This is a genomic window from Streptomyces sp. URMC 129, assembly GCF_051386415.1.
In the GTDB taxonomy this organism is placed as follows: Bacteria; Actinomycetota; Actinomycetes; order Streptomycetales; family Streptomycetaceae; genus Streptomyces.
In genome coordinates, this window is sequence record NZ_JBPQTQ010000009.1 from 1 (window position 1) to 20,185 (window position 20,185).

Consider the following 20,185-nt stretch of genomic DNA (forward strand, 5'->3'; position numbering starts at 1 on the left):
CGATGCCCAGCAGGGCCAGCGTCGCCCGGGACAGCCGCCGGTCCCCGCCGGGCGCCGCGCGGGCGAAGTGCCGGGCGGTGGGCACGAGGGCGGCGGCGGCCGGGGCGAGGAAGCAGGCCAGGGCGCAGGCGCCCAGGACAGGTCCGGTGCCGAACGCGCCGACGGCGGGGGCGATGAGGGCGAGGCCGACCGGGGCCAGCCCGTAGGAGAGGAGGAAGTCCAGCGAGGAGACCCGGGCCAGCCGGTCGGGCGCCACCTCGCGCTGGGTGGCGGTGAACCAGGGCACGTTGAACAGTTCGATGCCCGCGCCGGCCAGGAGGTAGCCGGCGACCACGAGGGCGGCGGGCCCCGGGATCAGCAGGGTCAGCGGCGCGAATCCGTAGCAGGCCAGCCCGGCCAGCGCGGCCCAGCCCTCGGCCGGGGCGCGCAGGCGGGCGACGGCGACGGCCCCGGCGAGCGCCCCGACGGTGTACGCGGTGAGCGCCGCCGCGAGGACCGCCTCGCTGTCGTACCGGTCGCGGCTGACCAGCGGCAGCACGACACCGGTGGCCGAGTAGCCGGTGGCGATGACGGTGGTCAGCGCCGCCAGCCCGGCGAGGAACCACGGGTGCCGCCGCGCCTCGCGGACGCCCTCGGCGAACTCGGTGGGGAACGGCGCCCGTTCGGCGCGGCCGGGGCGGGAGGCGGCCGTTCCGGGCGGGGGCAGCAGGGCGGCGGCCAGCCACAGCAGGCCGGTGCCGAGCAGCAGGGTCCCGGGGGACAGGACGGTGGCGAGCAGGGCCGCTCCACCGGGCGCGACCAGCGTGGTGACCCGCACCGCCAGGGACATGGCCGCGTTGGCGCGCCGGCGGCGCGCCGCGGGCACGACCTCGGCGGTCAGAGCCTGGAACGCGGGCCGGCAGGCGCCCTGTCCGGCGCCGACCACGACGGCCGCGGCGGCCATCAGCGGCACCGAGCGGCCCAGCCCGGCGGCGACCACCGGCGTCGCCGCGGCGGCTGCCAGGGCCGACCACAGCACGACGCCCCGGCGCGAGTGCCGGTCGGCCAGCACCCCGCCGACCGGGACGGCCAGCAGGAACCCGGCGGTGCGGGCGGCCAGCACCAGGCCGAGCCCGCCCGCGCTGAGCGAGCGGTCCAGCACGGCGAGACCGAGGACGAACGGCATCGCCCACGTCGCGAGGCCGGAGGCGGTGGTGCCCGACCACAGGCGCAGGAACGGCACGTCCCCCGGCATCTTCTTCATCACAACTTCTTGCATATGACTGGCATCTGCATAACTATCGCACAGGCGTGATGATCTTAGTTTCCGGTTCCGCCCGCTCGCGCCTCCCCGCTCCACTCGCTCCCCAGCTCCCCAGCTCCCCAGCTCCCCCTGGAGGTTCCCCATGCGCCAACGCGCCCGCGCCGGCCTCGTGTTCGCCCTCGCCCTGATCACCGCCGGCTGCGCCGACCCCGGCGGGCAGGACGATCCGGGCTCCTCGGCGGAGGCGGTGACCGTCGCGAGCTGCGGGCGGGAGCTGTCGTTCGCCCGGCCGCCCGAGCGGGCCGTCACGCTGGACCAGGGCACCACCGAGATGCTGCTGGAGCTGGGACTTGAGGACCGCATGGCGGGAACGGCCCATCTGGTCACGGAGGTCGCGCCGCGGTACCGGGAGGCCTACGAACAGGTGCCGGTGCTCAGCCCCGACATTCTCACCGGGGAGCAACTGCGGGCCGCCACCCCGGATGTGACGCTCGCCTCCTTCGCGTCGCTCTACAGCAGGGACCGGGCCGGCACCCGCGAGGAGCTGGCCGAGCTGGGCCTGCCGTCGTACGTCAGCGCGGTGGACTGCCCGGCGGACAACGAGGCCGGGATGACCCCGTTCGACCGGCTCTTCCTGGACTACGAAAACCTCGGCCGGATCTTCGGCATCGAGGACCGCGCCGCCGAACTGATCGCGGAGCAGCGGCAGATCCTCGACGACGCGGCCCGCACCCGCGAGACCGTCACCGAGCCGCCGACCGTGGTGTGGCTGTACTCGGTGTTCAACGGCCTGCCCTACGTGGCCGGGAACGGCGGCATCCCCAGCGACATCAGCGAACGCCTCGGTGTGCTCAACGCGTTCGACGACGTGGACGAGCAGTGGCCGGAGGTCTCCTGGGAGGAGATCGCGGAACGGGACCCCGACGTCATCGTGATCGGTGACCTGTCCGAGCGCGGCGTCCCCGGCGACAGCGCCGAGGAGAAGCTGACGATGCTGCGCGAGCACCCGGTGGTCTCCCGGCTGACCGCGGTCGAGGAGAACCGGATCATCGAGGTGCCCGGCATCGAGATGGACCCCTCCGTGCGCAGCGTGAACACCCTCGGGCTGGTCGCGGACGGCCTGCGGGAGCTGGGCTATGCGGGCTATGCGGGCTAGCCGGGCGACCGCGGAGTCCGACCCCGCCGCCCTGGGCGTCCTGCACCCCTCGGCCCGCGCGCTGCCCGCCCCCGGCGGCACGGAGGCCCCGGCGGCGCCCGGCGGGGACCGGCGGCTGTCCCGGGCGACGCTGGCCCTGCTGGGCATCGCGACCCTGGTCCTGTCGGTCGCCGGCTCGGTGCGGATCGGCTCCTCCGACATCGGCTACGGGGAGCTGGGCCGGGCCCTCGGCGGCCGGCTCGGCCTGTCCGTCGAGCCGCTGCCGCCGCTGCTGGACTCCCTCATCTGGGACCTCCGCCTGCCGCGCGTGCTGCTGGCCGCCCTGGTCGGCGCCGCGCTCGCGGTCTGCGGCGCGGTCCTCCAGGCCGTCACCCGCAACGCGCTGGCCGACCCCTACCTGCTGGGCGTCTCCTCGGGCGCCTCGACCGGCGCGGTCGCCGTCGTGGTGCTGGGCCTGGGCGCCGGCTCCCTCGGCGTCACGGGCGGCGCGTTCGCCGGGGCCCTGCTGTCCTTCGCGCTGCTGCTGCTCCTGCTGCGGCGCGGCGGCCTGGACTCGCTGCGGATCGTGCTGACCGGCGTGATCGTCGGTGAGTTCTTCGCCGCGGTCACCGCGCTGATCCTGATGGCCTCGGGCGACGCCGACACCACGCGGGCGATCACCCACTGGCTGCTGGGCTCGATGGCGTCCGCCCGCTGGGACGTGGTGGTGATCGGCGCGGTCACCACCGCCGCCGGACTGGCCGTGGTCTGGGGGTGCGCGGGCGCGCTGGACGCGTTCGCGTTCGGCGCGGACACCGCGGCGTCGCTGGGCATCGGCGTCCGCGCCACCCGCGCCACGCTGCTGGTCGTCGCCGCGCTGATGACGTCGGTGGCGGTGGCGTCGGTCGGCGCGATCGGGTTCGTGGGGCTGATCGTGCCGCACGGCGTGCGGTTCCTGGTCGGGCCGTCGCACCGGGCGCTGCTGCCGTTCACCGCGCTGGCCGGCGCGGTCTTCCTGCTGTGGGCGGACGCGCTGGCCCGGGTGGCGTTCGCGCCCAGGGAGGTGCCGGTCGGCGTCTTCACGGCGCTGCTCGGGGTGCCGTTGTTCCTCATCGTCCTGCGGAAACGGGGAGAGCTGTGAGGATCACCGTGGAACGCGTGAGCTGGTCGGTGCGCGGCACCGCCATCGTCCGCGACGTGGACGCCGCGCTCCGGCCCGGCGAGACGGTCGGCCTGATCGGCCCCAACGGCTGCGGCAAGTCCTCGCTGCTGCGCTGCGTGGCCGGGCTGCGCGCCCCCACCGCGGGCACGGTCCGCTACGACGGGGAGGACATCCGCGACTGGGACGCCCGCCGGATCGCGCGGCACGTCGCGCTCGTGGAGCAGTCCGCGGACGCCTCCAGCGACCTGCGGGTCGTCGACGTCGTCGCCCTGGGCCGCACCCCGTTCCGCGGCCGGTGGCGGGGGCCGACCGCGGCCGACCGCCTCGTCGTGGACGCCGCCCTGCGGCGCGTCGGGCTCACCGGCCTGGCCGCCCGCTCCTGGGAGAGCCTCTCCGGCGGCGAACGCCAGCGCGCCCACCTGGCCCGCGCCCTGGCCCAGCAGCCCCGGGGCATCCTGCTGGACGAGCCGACCAACCACCTGGACATCAGGCACCAGGTGGCCCTGATGGAGTTGCTCGCCGCGACGGACCAGACCGTGCTCGTCTCGCTGCACGACCTGTCCCTGGCCGCCCGCTACTGCGACCGGCTGTTCCTGATGCACGACGGCCGCCTGGTCGCCGCCGGGACCCCGCCGGAGGTGCTGACGCCGCGGTGGCTGCGGGACGTCTTCGGCATCGACGGCGAGATCGTCCCGGACACCGCCGGCCACCCCGCCCTGGTCTGCCGCGGCGTCGCCCCCGGGCCGGACTGACGGTCAGTCGCACAGGGCGTGGTCGACGAGGGCGCGGGTGGCGTCGTCCTGCTCGGCCTGGCGCTCGTCGAAGCTCAGCGTGAACACGGCGGCCGACGCGGCGGCGCCGCCGTCCTCCGTCACGCCGCCCTCCGACACCGTGCCGAACGAGGTGCCGCCGTGGAACCACAGCCCCTCGCCGTCCCCGCACCGCGGCGCCCAGGCGATGCCCAGCCCGTAGCCGGTGCCGGGGCCGTGGAAGGCGTCGGCGGGAACGGTCTCCTTCATCGCGGCGAGCTCCTCGGGCGGCAGCAGCGTGCCGTCCATCAGCGCCCGCAGGAACGTGTTCATGTCGCGGGTGGTGCTGATGATGCCGCCGTCCGCGCCGCCGCCCGCCATCAGGGTGGTGTCGGTGAGGTCGTCCCGCCCGGGGAACACGGTGTACGCGGTGGCGGTCGGCCGCGGCACGTACACCGACGTGCCCGGCGTGAGGGTGTGGTCCAGGCCCAGCGGCTCGATGATCCGCTCGTGCACCTCCCGCTCCCAGGAGTGGCCGGTGGCCGCCTCGATGATCAGCCCGGCCAGCAGGTAGTTGGTGTTGGAGTACTCCCAGCGGGTCTCGCCGGCCGGGTCGTCCGCGTCGGGCAGCCAGTGCGGCGGCCCGGTCATGGCCAGGGCCACCAGCTCCCGGTCGGTCCGCGCGGTGAACCGGCCCTCGCGGTACGCCTCGGGCGTCAGCTCCGCGAGGTCGCCGAAGAGCAGGTCGGTGTAGTTGACCAGCCCGCTGGTCTGGCGCAGCAGGTTCTCCAGCGTGATCCGGCGGCCGTCGTTGCCGTTGCCGCTCACCAGGCCCGGCAGCCACCGCTCCACGGTGTCGTCGAGGCGGAGCGTGCCCTCGGCGACGAGCTGGAGGGCGACGACGGCGGTGAACGTCTTGGTGTCGCTGCCGACGCGGTAGTAGGCGTCGTACGGCACCGGCCGGTCGCCGTCGAGGGCGGCGGTCCCGGCCCGCGCCCGCAGGCGGTTCCCGTCGGCGTCCTCGGTCTGCGCGACCATGCCGGTCGCGCCGGTCGCCACGACGGCCCGGGCGTCGCGCCGCAGTTCCGCGCTGTCCCCGGCCGCCGTGCCGCCGGCCGGGCCGCCGGTCACCAGCGCGGTGAGCCCCACCCCCGCCGCCGCGAGCCCCGCCCGTACCAGTGCCGTTCCGCGCGTCCCCATCACCCGGTCGCTCCTTGCCGCCGTCCGCCGCTTCGTTGCGTCCGCGACGTTACGCAACGGGGGGACGCGGGGGCCATCCGGTGATCCCGAGGGGCGTCGGTGGGGCTGTCCCCCGCACCGGTCAGGACGGCACGGGACGGTCGGGGGCCCGCCCGGGGATGGTCTGCTCGGCCCAGATGCACTTGCCGTCCGGCGTGTAGCGCGTGCCCCACCGGTCGGCCACCGCGGCGACGAGCTGGAGGCCCCGGCCGCCCTCGTCGGCCGTGGACGCGTGGCGGATGCGCGGCGTGGTGAGGCTGCCGTCGGAGACCTCGCAGATCAGGGTGCGGCTGCGCAGCAGGCGCAGGTGGACCGGGCCCCTGGCGTGCCGGACGACGTTGCCGATCAGCTCGCTGACGATGAGTTCGGTGGTCATCTCCAGCTCTCCGAGGTCCCAGGCGGCCAGTTGGCCGCGGACGTGCTCGCGCGCCTGGCGGGCCGCGATCGGGTCCTCGGGCAGCGGCCAGGTGGCGACGTCCTCGGCGGCCAGCCGGTGGGTGCGGGCGAGGAGGAGCACGGCGTCGTCGCTGGTGCGGAGGTCCTCGGGGAGCAGCGTGCCGGTGGTGGCGTCGCACAGGGTGCCCAGGTCGCCGGTCCGGCCGCGCCGGGCGGCGCCGGCCAGGACGCGGGCGAGGTCGGCCATGCCGTCGTCGATGTCGCGGTCCCGGGACTCCACCAGGCCGTCGGTGTAGAGGGCGAGCAGGCTGCCGTCCGGGAGACGGGTCTCCACGGTGTCGAACGGCGGCGCCGCCACACCCAGCGGCAGGTCGGGCGCCGGCCCCGGATAGGTGACGGTGCCGTCCGGGCGGGCGATCGCGGGCGGCGGGTGGCCGGCGCTGGCGTAGCAGAAGTGGCCGGTCACCGGGTCGTAGATCCCGTACAGGCAGGTGGCGAGGTAGTCCTCGCCGAGGTCGCCCACGATGTCGTTGAGGCGGGCGAGGATCTCGTCGGGCGGCAGCTCCAGGTCGGACAGGGTGCGCACGGCGGTGCGCAGCCGGCCCATCGTCGCCGCCTCGGACATGCCGTGGCCCATCACGTCCCCGATGACCAGCGCCACCCGGTCGGCGGAGAGCGGGATCACGTCGTACCAGTCGCCGCCCACCTCGGTGCCCAGCCCGGCGGGCAGGTAGCGCGCGGCGGAGGTCACCGCGGGCAGCGACGGCAGCGCGCGGGGCAGCAGGGCGCGTTGCAGCTCACGGGCGCGGGTGGTCGCGGTGTCGAAGAGCCGCGCCCGCTCCAGGGCCTGCGCGATCAGCCCGCTGAGCGCGGTCAGCAGCGTGCGCTCCTCCTCGTCGAAGCGGTGCGGGCGCTCGAAGGCGACGACCGCGGCGCCGATCTCGCGGCCCGACACGGTCAGCGGCAGGAACGCCCAGGCGCCCTTGCCCCCGGCGGCCACCAGCCCGGCCACTTCCGGGTGGTCGGCGGCATAGGCCCGCGCCGACTCGACGAACCGCGGCGTGCCGGAGCGGAGCGTCCCGCGCACGGGCGTGGCGGCGCCGGCGGGCAGGCCGTGGACCCGGTCGGCGAACTCCGGCGGGTAGCCGACGGCGCCGACGACGTTCAGCCGGTCGTTCTCCAGCGCGAACACGACCAGCCCGGCGGCGCGGAAGGGCGGCAGGACGCTGGCGGCGACGGCGGCGACCACGTCGTGCGCCGTCACGGCACGGGCGAGGCGGCGGTTGAGCTGTCCGACGAGCGCGGCCCGCTCGGCGGCGGCGCGCTCCGCGGCCTCGCGCAGCCGCCGTTCGGAGATGTCCGCGACGTAGAGCGTGAGGCCCCCGTCCGCCACGGGCACCAGCCGCAGGTGGTACCAGCGGTCGGTGTCCGGCCACGGCACGTCGAACCCGGCCGGTTCCCCCTCCTCGACGGCCCGGCGGCACCGCTCCTCCAGGCCCGGCACCCGGCCCACGGCGGGGACGTCCCACAGCGGCCTGCCGACCAGCCCGCCCCGGGAGCCGAGCAGGGCCTCGGCGGTCACGTTGACGAACTCGATCCGCCAGTCCACGCCCACCGCCAGGAAACCGTCGCTCATGTACCGCAGCGCCCGCCCCACCGACTCCAGCGCGACGTGCTGGCCGCTGGTGTCCTCGAAGGTGCCGGTCATGCGGACCGGCCGGCCGTCGTCGTCCGTGATCACCCGGCCGCGGTCCCGGACCCATCCGTAGCTGCCGTCCGCGCGCCGCACCCGGAACTCCGCGTCGTACAGGCCGCCGGTGCGGAGCAGCTCCTCGTGCTCGTGGTAGACGTGCGGCCGGTCGTCCGGGTGGATGAGGCTGCCCCAGGTCTCGACCAGGTCGACCGGTTTCCGGTCGATGCGCAGCGCCTCGACGGCGCGTTCCTCGATGGCCAGGACGCCGGTGCGCAGGTCCCAGTCGTAGCTTCCCGCCGACGCGTCCGGGGCCCGCGCCGGTCCGGGCTCCGGCTGGCGCAGCAGGGCGGGCGACAACCCCTCGGGCCGGGCGGTGGCCGCCAGCCGCAGCCGCCCGGCAGCCCACCGGGCCACGTCCGCCAGGAAGGCCCGCTGCGCGGGGTCCGGCTCGCGGGACGGGGCGGTGATCACGGACAGCGCGCCGAGCGGGCCCCTGGGCCCGGGCAGCGGCACCGCCACGATGCCCGCCCCCTCGGGCATCCCCGACGGGAGCGGCACGGCCGATGGCGCGCCGGGGGCCTGTTCGGGTGTGCGGAGGGTGGGCAGCCACACGGTTCCCGTTTCCCGGACGGCCCGCGCCGGCGCCGAGGCGCCGGCGTCGGAGATGGTCTCCCACAGGCGCGTGAAGGTCCGGGGCAGTCCGCTGCTGACGTTCAGGCGCAGCACGCCGCGGCTGACGCCGAGCCGCAGATGGGCCATGGCGCCCAGCCCGCCCAGCTCGCCCGCGGCGTGGTGCAGGGCGGCGAGCAGCACGTCGGCGTCGCCCTGGTCGTCGTCCAGGGACGCGAGCACGCGCAGCCGGTCGGCCCGCACGGAGTCCGGCCGCCCTCGTCCCGGACCCTCGCCACGCCTGGCACCCACAGCCGTCTCCGCACTCCGATCGGCCCGGTCGGGCCGCGCACCACGCCGGTCCGGCGGCCATGGTGACCGGCGGCCTCCGGCGGGATCTGATCGGCACGATTCTATGAAGGTATGCGCTCTCCGCGCAGGGGGTGCGGGCGCCCGGGGTGGCGGATTCTCGCCTGCCCGTGTCCCGCCGCCCTCCCGGCCGGGCCGGGAGGGCGGTGCGGGAGGGCGGTGCGGGAGGGTCAGGATCCGGCGGCGGCGTCCCACAGGTCGCAGTGGTGGACGTCCCGCAGGGTCGTGGTGGTCGCGTTGCCGCCCGCCGGGGCGGTGCGCAGCGCGAGCACCTGGCCCGGCCGGGCGTTCTGCTCCGGCATGGGCTCCTGCCCCGGCGCGCGCGGCGCGGAGCCGTGGACGAACGAGCCCCAGTAGGCGGTCATCTGGTCGGACAGGGCGCGCTGCTCGGCGGTGAGCTCGGGGCTCCGGCCGTAGGGCTTGAACAGATAGTTCAGCTCGGCGGCGTGGGTGGCCCCGAAGTCGAAGTCGGCGTCCTGCGGGAGCGAGGCGAACAGCGGGGAGGTGCGGTCGGCGAACTCGTAGGCGTAGACCCTGCCGCGCTCGGCCAGCAGCGGGTCGAGGCGCAGCGCCGGGCAGGCGAAGAGCTGGTCGCCGAGGGCGGCGGCGTAGGCGTAGGCGGGCCGCTCGTAGGCGCTGAGCGGATAGCGGTCCAGGGCCTCGGCGCCGGTCTCCTCGCCGAAGGCGGCGGTGAGGGCGCGGGGGTAGCCCTCGGCGGTCAGCGGCCTGCCCCAGCGGTCGAAGCTGTCGTAGGCGAAGACCAGGCCCTCGTGGCTGTTGGCGCCGTTCATGACGGGCACGCGGGCGGCGCGGCCGGACGCGAAGGCGTCGGCGGGCTGGAGCGGCAGCTCGGCGCCGCCCACCGTGTAGCGCCAGCCGCGCGGCTGGGCGTCGAGGATCTCCTTGGCGGGCTTGGCGCGCAGGCAGTCGGCGGCGGTCGCCGGGTCGGCGCAGCCGAGCCGGGCGGCGAACGCCAGCCCCTGGTCCTCGGCCTCCGCGCGGGTGGTGCCCGCGCAGTCGTTGAACGCGCCGCTCATGATGACGGCCGCCCGGTACAGGCCGCGGGCGGCCGGGGAGGCGAGCTGGGCGCACACCGCGCCGCCGCCCGCCGACTCGCCCGCGATCGTCACCCGGCCCGGGTCGCCGCCGAAGCCGTCGATGTTGTCCCGCACCCAGCGCAGCGCCTGCTGCTGGTCGAGCAGGGCGAAGTTGCCGGTGGTGCCGGGGAGGGTGAGGAACCCCATCGCGCCGAGGCGGTAGTTGAGGGTGACGACGACGGTCCCGGTGCGGCGGGCGAACGCGTCGGGGACGATGTCGCGCGCCGCGCCGCCGACGTTGCCGCCGCCGTGGATCCAGACCATGACGGGGAGTCCGGAGGGGGCGCGGCGGCCGGTGGCCGGTGGCGTGTAGACGTTGACGTCGAGGCAGTCCTCGGTGGTGTGCTGCTCCTCGAAGCCGGGGGCCCAGTAGGTGTTCTGCGCGCAGTAGTCGCCGTACCGGGTGGCGTCCCGGACGCCGCGCCAGTCCGCGGCGGGCCGGGGTGCCCGCCAGCGCAGGTCGCCGGTGGGCGCCTGGGCGTAGGGGATGCCGAGGAACTGCCGCCCCTCGTCGGTGGCTTCGCCGCGCACGAGGCCGTTGTCGGTGCGGACGACGAGGGAGTCCCCCCGCCCGCCGGGCGCCCCGGCCTGGGCGGACGGCCCGGCCTGGGCCGGAAGGGGGGCGAGGGCGGTCACGGCGACGGCGAGGAGCAGCGCGGTCCGGCGCGCTCGGCGCAGGAAGGGGGCAGGCAGAGGCATAGGGTCTCCTGACGGCAGGGGCCTGTCCCACGTGCGGACACCGGCCCGGCGCCGCGAGCATAGGTGCACAGTGCCATAGGTGACTAGTGGCATGCAGGGGATCGATGAGCCCGACAGCCCGATGAGCCGGAGAAGGCGGAGGGGGAGCGAGAGGGAGATGAAGTTCGAGCATGTGCTGCTCGGATTCGTGGCGATGCGGCCCTGCACCGGCTACGACCTCAAGCGCTGGCTGAACAGCGAGATGGGCCGGATGATCCGGCTGCGCACCCAGCAGAGCCAGATCTACCGGACGCTGGGCCGCATGTCCGCCGACGGCTGGATCGACCACACGGTGGAGCACAACGAGGGCCGCCCGGACTCGAAGGTGTACCGCGTCACGGCGGCGGGCGAGCGGGAGCTGCGGGCCCGTCTGGCCGAGCCGTACGTCCCCTCCCCCGACTTCGGTGACCCGGAGTTCCTGATCCGCTACACCTTCGCGATCTTCCTGACCCCGGAGGAGCAGATCGCCCTCGTCCGCGCCGAACTGGACGCCCGCCGCGCCCAGGCCGAACGGTTCCGCGCCCGCGAGATCCGCGAGGAGCCGTGGCTGCCGGGCGTGGACCGCGCGCGGATGACACGGATCCTCGACCACGTCCACGACTACAAGGGCCGCACCCTGGACACCCACGTGCGCTGGCTGGAGGAGACCCTCGCCGAGCTCACCCGGTGACGGGGATGGCCTGCTCGGTCCAGATGCACTTGCCGGTGGCGGTGTGGCGGGTGCCCCAGCGCTGGGACATCGCGGCCACCAGGTGCAGGCCGCGCCCGCCCTCGTCGGCCATGGTGGTGCGGCGGATGTGCGGGGTGGTGAGGCTGGCGTCGGAGACCTCGCAGATCAGGGTGCGGCTGCGCAGCAGGCGCAGGTGGATGGGGCCCCTGGCGTGCCGGACGACGTTCCCGACGAGTTCGCTGACGAGGAGTTCGGTGGTCGTCGCCAGCTCCCCGTCCAGATGCCAGGCGGCGAGCTGGGTGCGGACGCGCTCGCGGGCCTCGCCGGCGGCGACGGGATCCTCGGGCAGGCTCCAGGTGGCGACGGCCTCGGACGGGAGCCGGTGGGTGCGGGCGATGAGGAGCGCGGCGTCGTCGCTGGTCGCGGTGCCGGAGGGCAGCAGGCCGGAGGTGGCGGCGTCGCACAGGACGTCCAGGTCCCCGGCCCGGCCCCGGCGCAGGGCGTCGGCGAGGATGCCGGCGAGGTGGCCCATGCCGTCCTCGATGTCGCGGCTGCGGGACTCCACCAGGCCGTCGGTGAACAGGGCCAGCAGGCCGCCGTCGGGAAGGCTGGTGTCCACGGTGTCGTACGGCGGGGCCGCGACGCCGAGCGGCGGGTTGGGCAGGGCGGCCGGATAGGTCACGGTGCCGTCCGGGTGGGCGATCGCCGGGGGCGGATGCCCGGCGCCGGCGTAGCTGAAGTGGCCGGTGACCGGGTCGTAGACGCCGTACAGGCAGGTGGCGAAGCGGTCCTCGCTCAGCTCTGCGACGATGTCGCCCAGGTGGGCGAGGATCTCCTCGGGCGGCAGCTCCAGCTCCGACAGGGTGCGGGCGGCGGTGCGCAGCCGGCCCATCGTCGCCGCCTCGGACATGCCGTGGCCCATCACGTCGCCGACGACGAGGGCGACGCGGTCGGAGGAGAGGGGGATGACGTCGTACCAGTCGCCGCCGACCTCGGTGCCCGGCCCGGCGGGCAGGTAGCGGGCCGCCGCGGTGACCGCCGGGAGCGACGGCAGGACGCGCGGCAGCAGGGCGCGCTGGAGGGCGCGGGCGCGGTTGACGGCGTCGTCGAAGAGGCCCGCCCGCTCCAGCGCCTGGGCGACCAGGCTGCTGAGCGCGGTCAGCAGGGTCCGCTCGTCCTCACTGAACCGGCGCGGCCGGTCGAACGAGATCGCGCAGCTCCCGATGGGGCGGCCGGAGGCGATCAGCGGGAGGATCACCCATGCCTGCTTCCCCCCGGCGGCGACCAGGTGCGCCAGCCTCGGGTGGCGGGCGGTGAACTCCTCCGCCGACTCCGTGAACAGCGGGGCACGGGTCCGCAGCACCTCGGCGGTGGAGGCGGGCACCACCGGCGTGGCGAGCAGCCGGTCGAGGAACGCGCGGGAGTGGCCGACCGCGCCGACGATGCGCGGGCGGCTGTCGTCCAGGGTCGCGACCAGCAGCCCGGAGGCCCCGAAGGCGGGCAGCACGCTGTCCGCGACGGCGGTGACCACGTCCTGCGCGGTGACCGCCTCGGCCAGCGCCCGGGTGAGCTGCCCCACCAGGGCGGCCCGCTCGGCGGCGGCCCGCTCCGCGGCCTCCCGCTCGGCCTCGCGGCGGCGCCGTTCGGTGATGTCCGCGACATACACGGTGAGCCCGTCGGGCACGGGCACCAGCCGCAGGTGATACCACTGGTCGCTGTGCGGCCCCGGCACCTCGAAACTCACCGGCTCGCCCTCGGCGACAGCCGCGCGGCACCGCTCCTCCACGCCCGGCGCCGCCCGCAGGCCGGGCACCTCCCACAGCGGCCGGCCGACCATCTCCCGCGACGGGCCGAGCAGCCGCTCGGCCGCCGCGTTGACGAAACCGATCCGCCAGTCACCCCGGATGGACAGGAACCCGTCGCTCATGTGCAGCAGCGCGCGGCCCACCGACTCCAGCGCGGGATGCATCTGGGTGGTGTTCCAGGTGGTGCCGTCCATGCGGACCGGCACGCCGTTCTCGTCGGTGACGACCTGGCCGCGGGTCCGCACCCAGCCGTAGCTCCCGTCCGCGCGGCGCACCCGGTACTCGCAGTCCTGCACGCCGTGCGTGCGGATCGCCCGGTCACCGGCCTCCGTCACCCAGGGAAGGTCGTCCGGGTGGATGAGGTTGGTCCACGTCTCGATCCGCCCGTCGAGATGCTTCCGGTCGACGCCGATCGCGTCGTACGCGCCCTCGCTCACGGCCAGGTGGCCGGTGCGCAGATCCCACTCCCAGGTCCCGGCGACGACCGCCCGCGCCTCCTGGCCGGGCTCCGGCTTCTGGAGCAGCGTGGGCGCCAGGCCCTCCGGGCTGGGCGGCGCGAGCCGCAGCCGCCCGGCGGCCCACCGGGCGACCTCCTCCAGGAACGCCCACTGCGCGGAGCCGGGCTCCCCGTCCGGGGGCGTCACCACGCACAGCGCGCCGACCGGGCCCTCGGGTCCGGGCAGGGGCACCGCGGCCATCCCGGCGGTCGTCAGCACGGCGGCGGTGGTCAGCACGACCGGTCGGCGACCACGGGTCCGCCCGGGAACGGCGAGGATGGGCACGTACACGGACCTGTCGTCCCGCACGGCCAGGGCGGGGGCCACCCGGTCGTCCTCGGAGATGTTGTACCAGAGCCGCACGAACGCCTGGGGCAGTCCGGCGCTCACCATCAGTTGCAGGTCCCAGGCCTCGCTCCGGGCGCGCAGGTAGGCCATGCCGCCGAGGCCGTCGAGGTCGACGGTGGTCTGCTGGACGGCGGTCAGCAGGACGTCGCTGTCGGCCGAGTCGTCGTCCAGGGCCGCGAGCAGGCGCAGCCGGTCGGCCCGCAGCGGCTCCGGCCGCTCGGCCGCGCCCGCGTCACGCCTGGCACTCACAGCCGTCTCCGTCCACCGCTCGACCGGGCGGGGCCGGGCCGCCCGGCACACCGCCTCTCTGTTCACCTTTTCACGCCCAAACCGGTCATACCACCCGATCGGCGCCGCCCGTTCCCCGCCGTGGCCCGGGGTGCCCGGCCGTCGGCGTTCCGGGCACAGATACCTCGTGCCGCACTCTTGCCGACCACGGAGAACGCCTATGTCATCGTCATGACCGGACGGTCCGACCACCACGCCCGTCCGGGACGTTCCACCACGACACGCCGCACCACCTGCTCTCCCGGTGACCGGCCGGACACCATCCGCGCCGGAGTCGCCGCACGAAATCCCCTACACGGGGTCGCATGACCAGGAGGGAGACGGACGATGACACCCGACAACGGCCGTGACGAGGCCCTGCGCGCGGAGCTGACCCGGACGCTCACCGCCGCCGGGCACCTGCGCACCGGGGCCTGGCGCAACGCCGTGGAGGCGGTCCCACGGCACACGTTCCTCGGCGACGGAGTCTTCCGCCGCTGCGGCGGCGGCTGGGAGCCGGTCACCGCCGGTCACCCTGACTGGCTGCCGCTGTGCTACCGCGACGCGCCGGCCGTCACCCGCGTCGCGGGCATCCGGGCCGACGAGGTCGGCAGCGCCATCCCCAGGAAGCCCACCCACTCCTGTCCGGCCCCCGGCCTGGCCGTCCGGATGCTGGAGGAGGCCGGGATCGAGGACGGCATGCGCGTCCTCCACATAGGGACCGGGACCGGGTACCTCACCGCCCTGCTCAGCCACCGGCTCGGCGACGACCGGGTCACCACCGTCGAGATCAACCCGGACATCGCGCAGCGCGCCCGCAAGTCGCTGGCGCGCGCCGGGTACTACCCCCGGGTGATCGCCGGTGACGGCGTCACCGGCTGGCCCCCGGGCCACCGGGCACCCGCCTCCTGGGACCGGATCATCTCCACCTGCGCCGTCATCACCGTCCCCTCGCTGTGGTTCGGCCTCATCCGTCCCGAGGGCCGGATCGTCACCCCGCTCAGCGGCCGGCTCGGCGCCACCGCCCTCGCCCGCTTCACCGTCGGGGAGGGCGGCCCGCTGTCCGACCCGCACGTCGCGATCGGCCGGCTGATCGCCCCCGCGGGCACCGACCTCCCCCTCGCCCGCCCGCAGGGACCGCCGCCCCTGGGCCCGCTGCCGGACATCGGCAGCGCCGAGGAACGTCCCGCCCTCGTCGTCCCCGCCGACCTCGGCGACCCCACCGCCCGGTTCGTCGCCCAGGCCGCCGCGCCCTGGATCCAGCACGTCGGCCTTCCCGACGGCCATCTGTACTGGGACCCGGAGGCGAAGGTCTGGGCCGCGCTGCGCCAGGACGGGGAGAAGTGGCTGGTCCGCCAGTCCGCCTACCCCATCTGGAACCGAGTCGAGGAGCAGATCACCCGCTGGCGCGCCGACAGCTCACCGGCCCTGCACGAGTTCAGCGTGGCCGCCACCGTCGACGGGCACCTGGTCACCATGTGGGACAGCGACCTGTGACCCCGGACGCCGGCCCGCGCGGGAGGGGGACACGTGTCCGGACCGGGCCCGTGGGGGCGGCAGGGCGGATCAGGAGCCGGGGCAGGAGCCGCGGGACTCCACGACCGTGCTGCTCGGCGCCGGCGGGGGCAGCCACCCCATGACCCCGGGGGACCGGAGGCCCGGTAGCCGCCCGGTGACGCCCCGATTCCCGGTCCCCGGAACCCCTGTGCGGGCCGGATCCCCCGCCCGCCGTCACCCCGGCCGCACACCACGCTCACCGCACGGCCATCGGCCGACCCGTTCGACGGTCGGCACTGCCGAACGGAAGTGCGGTCTCGTGGCGCTACTCCCGCCAGCGGACGGGAAGGTGGAGGGGGCCGCGGATGAGCATGCCGGGGCGGTAGAAGAGGGAGTCCGGGTCGGCGTCGAGGGCCAGGCCGGGGGCGCGTTCCAGCAGCGTGCGGAGCGCCACGCGCGCCTCCAGACGGGCCAGCGGGGCGCCGAGGCAGAAGTGGATGCCGTGGCCGAAGGCCAGGTGCCCGCGCGCCTCCCGGCGGCGGATGTCGAAGCCGTCCGGCTCCGCGAACCGGTCCGGGTCACGCCCCGCGTCACCGATGGCCGGCAGCACCAGGTGGCCGCCGCCCGGTATCACGGTGCCGCTCAGCTCGAAGGGCTCCACGGTGAAGCGGAACGTGGGCGTCGGCACCGGGCCGTCGTACCGCAGGATCTCCTCCACGGCGTTGTCCAGCAGCGACCAGTCGGCGCGCAGCGCGGCGAGCTGGTCGGGGTGCCGGAGCAGGGCGAGCACGCCGTTGCTGATCAGGTTCACCGTGGTCTCGTGGCCGGCGACGAGCAACAGCCAGGCCATGCCCAGCAGTTCGTCGGTGGAGAGCCGGTCGTCGTCGTCCTCGCCGGCGTGGTGCAGCAGCCCGCTGAGCAGGTCGTCGCCCGGCCGGGCGCGCTTGGCCTCCAGCAGGTCCGCGAGGTACGCGGCCATCTGGTTCGCGGCCCCGCGCCGCTCCTCGGCCGGGCCCACGCCCAGGGCCGTGTTCGACCACCGGCGGAACCGGTCATGGTCCAGGGACGGCACGCCCAGCAGCTCGCAGATCACCGTGATGGGCAGCGGGAAGGAGAAGGCGTCCACCAGGTCGGCGCGGCCGTCCGGCGCCGCCAGCATGACGTCCAGCAGCCCGTCCGCGATCTCCTGGACGAGCGGCGCGAGCGCGGCGATCCGGCGGGCGGTGAACTCGCGGGACACCAGCCGGCGCAGCCGGGTGTGGTCCGGCGGGTCGGCCATCAGCATGTGGTAGGCGGGCGCCACCGGCTCGACGCCCGGCGAGGCGGAGGTGACCGGGTCGGGGAACTCCTTGCTCAGCCGGGCGTCGGCGAGCACGGTCCGCACCTCGTCGTAGCCGACGACCAGCCAGGCGTCGAATCCCTGCGGCATCCGGATCCGGTGCACCGGGCCCTTCCGCCGCAACGCGGCGTAGGTCGGGTACGGATCGCGGAAGAAGTCGTCCCCCAGCGCGGGAATGTCCACTATGCCGTCGTCGGCTCCGACCTCGAGCACGTCCACCACCCCATCCGGCTCACGGTGCGTCTCAGGCTACGGTCGTCACCGGCACAGCGGTCAACAGCCAGTTCCGGCCACGTCCCGGACACCGCCCCCGGCCGCCCGGACGCGCCGGGCCGCCCGGTGCGCGCGGCCGGTCGCGGTGTACCACTGGACGGCGAGGACGGCCGCCAGGGCGAGTTCGACCAGGTCACCGCCGTAGTACAGCAGCCGGGCGCCGGTGTGCAGGTCGGCGGCGGCGAAGGCGGTGCCGGGCGGCGGGGTGGCGTAGAGGCTCTTGGCGAGGACCGCGTGGGCCGTGCCGGCGGCCAGCAGGGTGGTGCCGCGTACGGCCGGACTCCATCGGTGGCGGACGGGGTCGAGCTGGCAGACGGCGAACGTGAACAGCGCCCCGGCGGCCAGGGCGTGCGCGTGGACGGCGGCGTGCGGCAGCGGCCGGTGGTGGAGGGCCGCGAACAGCCCGGTGCGGTGGAGCAGCCACAGGCCGCCCAGGTCCAGCGCCGCCGCCAGCGGCGGAAAGGCCGCCCACGCGGCGGGCCGCGAGTGCGCCACGGCGAGGAGGCGGCGGCGGACGCCGCCGGGGCGCAGCGCGCGCAGGGCCAGGGTGAGCGGGCGGGCCAGGACGAGCAGCAGCGGGGCGGCCATGCCGGTGACCAGGTGCTGGGCCATGTGCGCGGTGAACGGCCCGCCGCCCGGCGGGGTACCGCCGAGCACGGCCCAGGCCCAGGCGGTGCCGCCGGCGGCGCAGGCCGCGTCGCGCGCCCGGGGCCAGGCGTCGCCGCGGCGGCGCAGCCGGGTGGCCGCCGCCAGGTAGGCGGCGACCGCCGGGAGCGCGAGAAGCGCTAGGACGGCGGCGGCCGTCCCCGGGCCGACGTGCTCCGGCGTCACGGGCGACGGCGTCACGGGCGGCGGCGGGCGCGCACGGCCAGGCCGGTCCCGATCAGGAGCAGCAGCAGGCCGCCGAGGTTCCACGCCCAGTCGTACGGGGTGACGTCCACGCCGTAACGGACCTGGTGCAGGCCCAGCAGCTTGTGGTCGACGACGCCGTCGAAGAGCTGGAACCCGCCCAGTCCCAGGAAGAACCCGGCCCAGGCGTGGGCCGGGGTCAGGGCACCGCGGCGGCGCAGGTCCGCGTACAGGACGAACCCGGCGACCAGGCCCAGCAGTTCGGCCGTGTGCAGCAGCCCGTCGGAGACGAGCCCGGCGGCCGGGGTGGAGCGGTCGTAGAAGTGGTGCCAGCGCAGGATCTGGTGGAAGACGATCTCGTCGGCCGCCGCCATCACCACCGCGCCGAGCAGCGCGCCCACCGCCGTGGACCGCCCGGCCGGTTCACGCATGGCCGCCGCCGTCGGCGTTCACGGCGCGGGCGCCGGGACGCGCAGCGGCCACCGCTTGAGGATCGGCATGCGGGTGTGTTCCCGGTACGCGCCGTTCGCGTCGAGTTCCAGGATCTGGTCGCGCTGGGTGACCAGGTAGCCCGTGGTCCGTCCGGCGCTCCTCAGCTCGCAGACGGTCTCGACATCCGCCGAGCCGAAAAGGGAGAGCCCCTTCCACTCGCTGTCCGGGGCGTTGATCTTCGTCCCGGTGACGGGGAGGAGGTCCATGGTGTCCCGGTGGACCGGGAAGGTGACGTACTCGTCGTCCTGGAACATGTAGTAGCGGTCCTCGTCCCCGGCGGTCCGCCGGGTGAAGGCGTCCAGACCCAGGCGGGGATCGAAGACATGGGTCCACGGCGCGGCGTCCGCGTAGACCAGCCCCCATCGCTCCGCGAAGCTCTCCTTCCCGACGGGCGTGGTGCCCGCCGGGAACGACACGAACTGATCCCCCCAGCTGACACAGAAGGCTCCGTCGTCGTCCGCCCACACCGCGTCGACGTTCCTGGGACCGAAGGTCTCCAGCGCCCCCCAGAGATCGTGATCCTTGATCTTCCCCGGCCTGACGACGATCCATCCCTCGGGGGTCTTCACGCCGGGGTCGAAGACGAAGACTTCGTCGTCCTGGAACACGTGGTACGCGCCGCCCACGGCGACGATGGCGTCGTAGGCACGGCCGATGCTGCGCACAGAGGGGAATCCGTTCGTCGGGATACGGGAAGGACGCGGCACCTGCCTACCGGCCGGGGCGTGCGGACGAACGCCGAAACGCGCGGGCCCTTCCCCGGTTCACGCGCGGGGCGTAAAGGCCCGGCCTCGGCCATTCGGGAGAACCGCCCGGCCGGGCGGCGCGGTGGTCCGCGCCGGGAATGGTGCACTGCCCTCGGAATCCCTTGGAGGCACCATGTCGGAACACGAGCGCGACTTCCGTCTGCACGAAGTCGAAGAACCGATTCCCACCGCAGGGCATGCCGCGCACCCCGCCGAGAACTGTCACACCTGGATCGAGCGCGACCCCCGGAAGGGAACGTACTCCGGGAACCAGGTCGGGTACGACCTCGATCTGGCGAAGGCCATCCTCGATCAGGCCTTCGTCTGCCACGTCGCCTACCGCGCGCCCGCGAGCGCCTATCCGGGCGGCGGGTGCCTTCCCGGTCATCCCGTCGTGCTGCCGAAGGTTTTCGGGCGGGACGGCGACATGCTCTACTTCCACGGCTCGCCGAAGTCCCGCATGCACCGGCACTTCCGGACGGCGGAGCCCGATCCCGATCCGTGGGTGTGCGTGAACGTGACGCTCGTGGACGGCATCTGCGTGGGCCGCGCGGCGTCCAGGAGCGGCATCGACTACCGGTCGGTGATGGTGCACGGCGAGGTGTTCCCGGTGAGCAGGAAGCGCAAGAAAACCGCGCTCGAAGCCATCACCGAGCACGTCGTGCGCGGCCGGAGCCGGGATTCGCGCCCCGCCGATCCCGTGGAACTGGACTTCGTCGCGGTCATGGGCCTGAAGCTGGAGAACGTGAGCACGAAAGTCGCGTGCGGGGACCCGCACGACGCTCCCGAGGACGTCGCCGCGAACCGGTACTGGGCCGGGACCCTGCCCGTCGGACAGGTCTTCGGCCGCCCCTTCCCGGCCCGCAACCTCCCGGCCGACAAGCGGGTTCCCGACTATCTCGCCCACCAGAACGAGTTCAGGCAGTACCGCCCCGTCCACCCCCCGTGCTGACACGTCCGGGCGGCGTCCCG

15 protein-coding genes are annotated in these 20,185 nt (G+C 75.2%); 6 read left to right on the forward strand and 9 right to left on the reverse strand.

The features are described from left to right. Positions 1–1,243: MFS transporter (locus ACSNOC_RS03400; protein ID WP_436745697.1), on the reverse strand; the 1,243-nt coding region annotated here is incomplete at its 3' end. 142 nt (positions 1,244–1,385) lie between these two features. Between ACSNOC_RS03400 and ACSNOC_RS03405 the strand changes: the two genes are divergently transcribed. The 3 genes from ACSNOC_RS03405 to ACSNOC_RS03415 are packed head-to-tail and all read left to right on the forward strand — an operon-like array spanning position 1,386 to position 4,292. Further along, positions 1,386–2,399 (forward strand): ABC transporter substrate-binding protein, encoded by a 1,014-nt coding sequence (locus tag ACSNOC_RS03405; RefSeq protein ID WP_436745698.1) that lies wholly within the window; start codon positions 1,386–1,388, stop codon positions 2,397–2,399. Then, positions 2,389–3,519: a FecCD family ABC transporter permease gene (locus ACSNOC_RS03410; protein WP_436745699.1), complete on the forward strand. Its 1,131-nt coding sequence runs from the start codon at positions 2,389–2,391 to the stop codon at positions 3,517–3,519. Before ACSNOC_RS03405 ends, ACSNOC_RS03410 begins: the two co-directional genes overlap by 11 nt. Further along, positions 3,516–4,292 (forward strand): ABC transporter ATP-binding protein, encoded by a 777-nt coding sequence (locus ACSNOC_RS03415; RefSeq protein ID WP_436745700.1) that lies wholly within the window; start codon positions 3,516–3,518, stop codon positions 4,290–4,292. The genes ACSNOC_RS03410 and ACSNOC_RS03415 overlap by 4 nt, the downstream gene beginning before the upstream one ends. 3 nt (positions 4,293–4,295) lie before the next feature. Here ACSNOC_RS03415 and ACSNOC_RS03420 read toward each other — a convergent pair whose 3' ends face one another. The 3 genes from ACSNOC_RS03420 to ACSNOC_RS03430 all read right to left on the reverse strand — a co-directional run bounded on the left by ACSNOC_RS03420 (position 4,296) and on the right by ACSNOC_RS03430 (position 10,391). Beyond that, positions 4,296–5,489, reverse strand: coding sequence for a serine hydrolase domain-containing protein (locus ACSNOC_RS03420; protein ID WP_436745701.1), 1,194 nt, complete (start codon positions 5,487–5,489; stop codon positions 4,296–4,298). 121 nt (positions 5,490–5,610) lie between these two features. Next, the gene (locus ACSNOC_RS03425) at positions 5,611–8,538 is read right to left on the reverse strand and encodes a SpoIIE family protein phosphatase (protein WP_436745702.1); all 2,928 of its coding nucleotides are present in this window, start codon (positions 8,536–8,538) and stop codon (positions 5,611–5,613) included. 227 nt (positions 8,539–8,765) lie between these two features. Then, positions 8,766–10,391, reverse strand: coding sequence for a carboxylesterase/lipase family protein (locus tag ACSNOC_RS03430; RefSeq protein WP_436745703.1), 1,626 nt, complete (start codon positions 10,389–10,391; stop codon positions 8,766–8,768). Between the two features lie 157 nt (positions 10,392–10,548). Between ACSNOC_RS03430 and ACSNOC_RS03435 the strand changes: the two genes are divergently transcribed. Then, a complete protein-coding gene (locus ACSNOC_RS03435; RefSeq protein ID WP_436745704.1) occupies positions 10,549–11,100 on the forward strand; it encodes a PadR family transcriptional regulator in 552 nt (183 codons plus the stop codon). On the opposite strand, the gene ACSNOC_RS03440 is transcribed toward ACSNOC_RS03435, so the two are convergent. Further along, entirely contained in the window at positions 11,090–13,999 is a 2,910-nt protein-coding gene (locus tag ACSNOC_RS03440) for a SpoIIE family protein phosphatase (RefSeq protein WP_436745705.1), read from the reverse strand. The two genes, ACSNOC_RS03435 and ACSNOC_RS03440, sit on opposite strands and share 11 nt — an antisense overlap. Before the next feature lie 366 nt (positions 14,000–14,365). Here ACSNOC_RS03440 and ACSNOC_RS03445 point away from each other — a divergent pair, with 366 nt between their 5' ends. Continuing rightward, a complete protein-coding gene (locus ACSNOC_RS03445; protein ID WP_436745706.1) occupies positions 14,366–15,514 on the forward strand; it encodes a methyltransferase domain-containing protein in 1,149 nt (382 codons plus the stop codon). Positions 15,515–15,839: 325 nt separating this feature from the next. Here ACSNOC_RS03445 and ACSNOC_RS03450 read toward each other — a convergent pair whose 3' ends face one another. Genes ACSNOC_RS03450 through ACSNOC_RS03465 form a run of 4 tightly spaced genes read right to left on the reverse strand, consistent with a single transcriptional unit; the run spans position 15,840 to position 19,132 of the window. After that, a complete protein-coding gene (locus ACSNOC_RS03450) occupies positions 15,840–17,066 on the reverse strand; it encodes a cytochrome P450 family protein (RefSeq protein WP_436745707.1) in 1,227 nt (408 codons plus the stop codon). Positions 17,067–17,126: 60 nt separating this feature from the next. Continuing rightward, positions 17,127–17,957, reverse strand: coding sequence for a cytochrome c oxidase assembly protein (locus ACSNOC_RS03455; RefSeq protein WP_436745708.1), 831 nt, complete (start codon positions 17,955–17,957; stop codon positions 17,127–17,129). Between the two features lie 11 nt (positions 17,958–17,968). Next, positions 17,969–18,406, reverse strand: a complete 438-nt coding sequence (locus tag ACSNOC_RS03460) for a DUF2243 domain-containing protein (protein WP_436745709.1) — start codon at positions 18,404–18,406, stop codon at positions 17,969–17,971. Positions 18,407–18,424: 18 nt separating this feature from the next. Continuing rightward, a complete protein-coding gene (locus tag ACSNOC_RS03465; RefSeq protein ID WP_436745710.1) occupies positions 18,425–19,132 on the reverse strand; it encodes a hypothetical protein in 708 nt (235 codons plus the stop codon). A gap of 214 nt (positions 19,133–19,346) precedes the next feature. Here ACSNOC_RS03465 and ACSNOC_RS03470 point away from each other — a divergent pair, with 214 nt between their 5' ends. Beyond that, positions 19,347–20,165, forward strand: a complete 819-nt coding sequence (locus ACSNOC_RS03470; protein ID WP_436745711.1) for a pyridoxamine 5'-phosphate oxidase family protein — start codon at positions 19,347–19,349, stop codon at positions 20,163–20,165. Positions 20,166–20,185 lie beyond the last annotated feature (20 nt).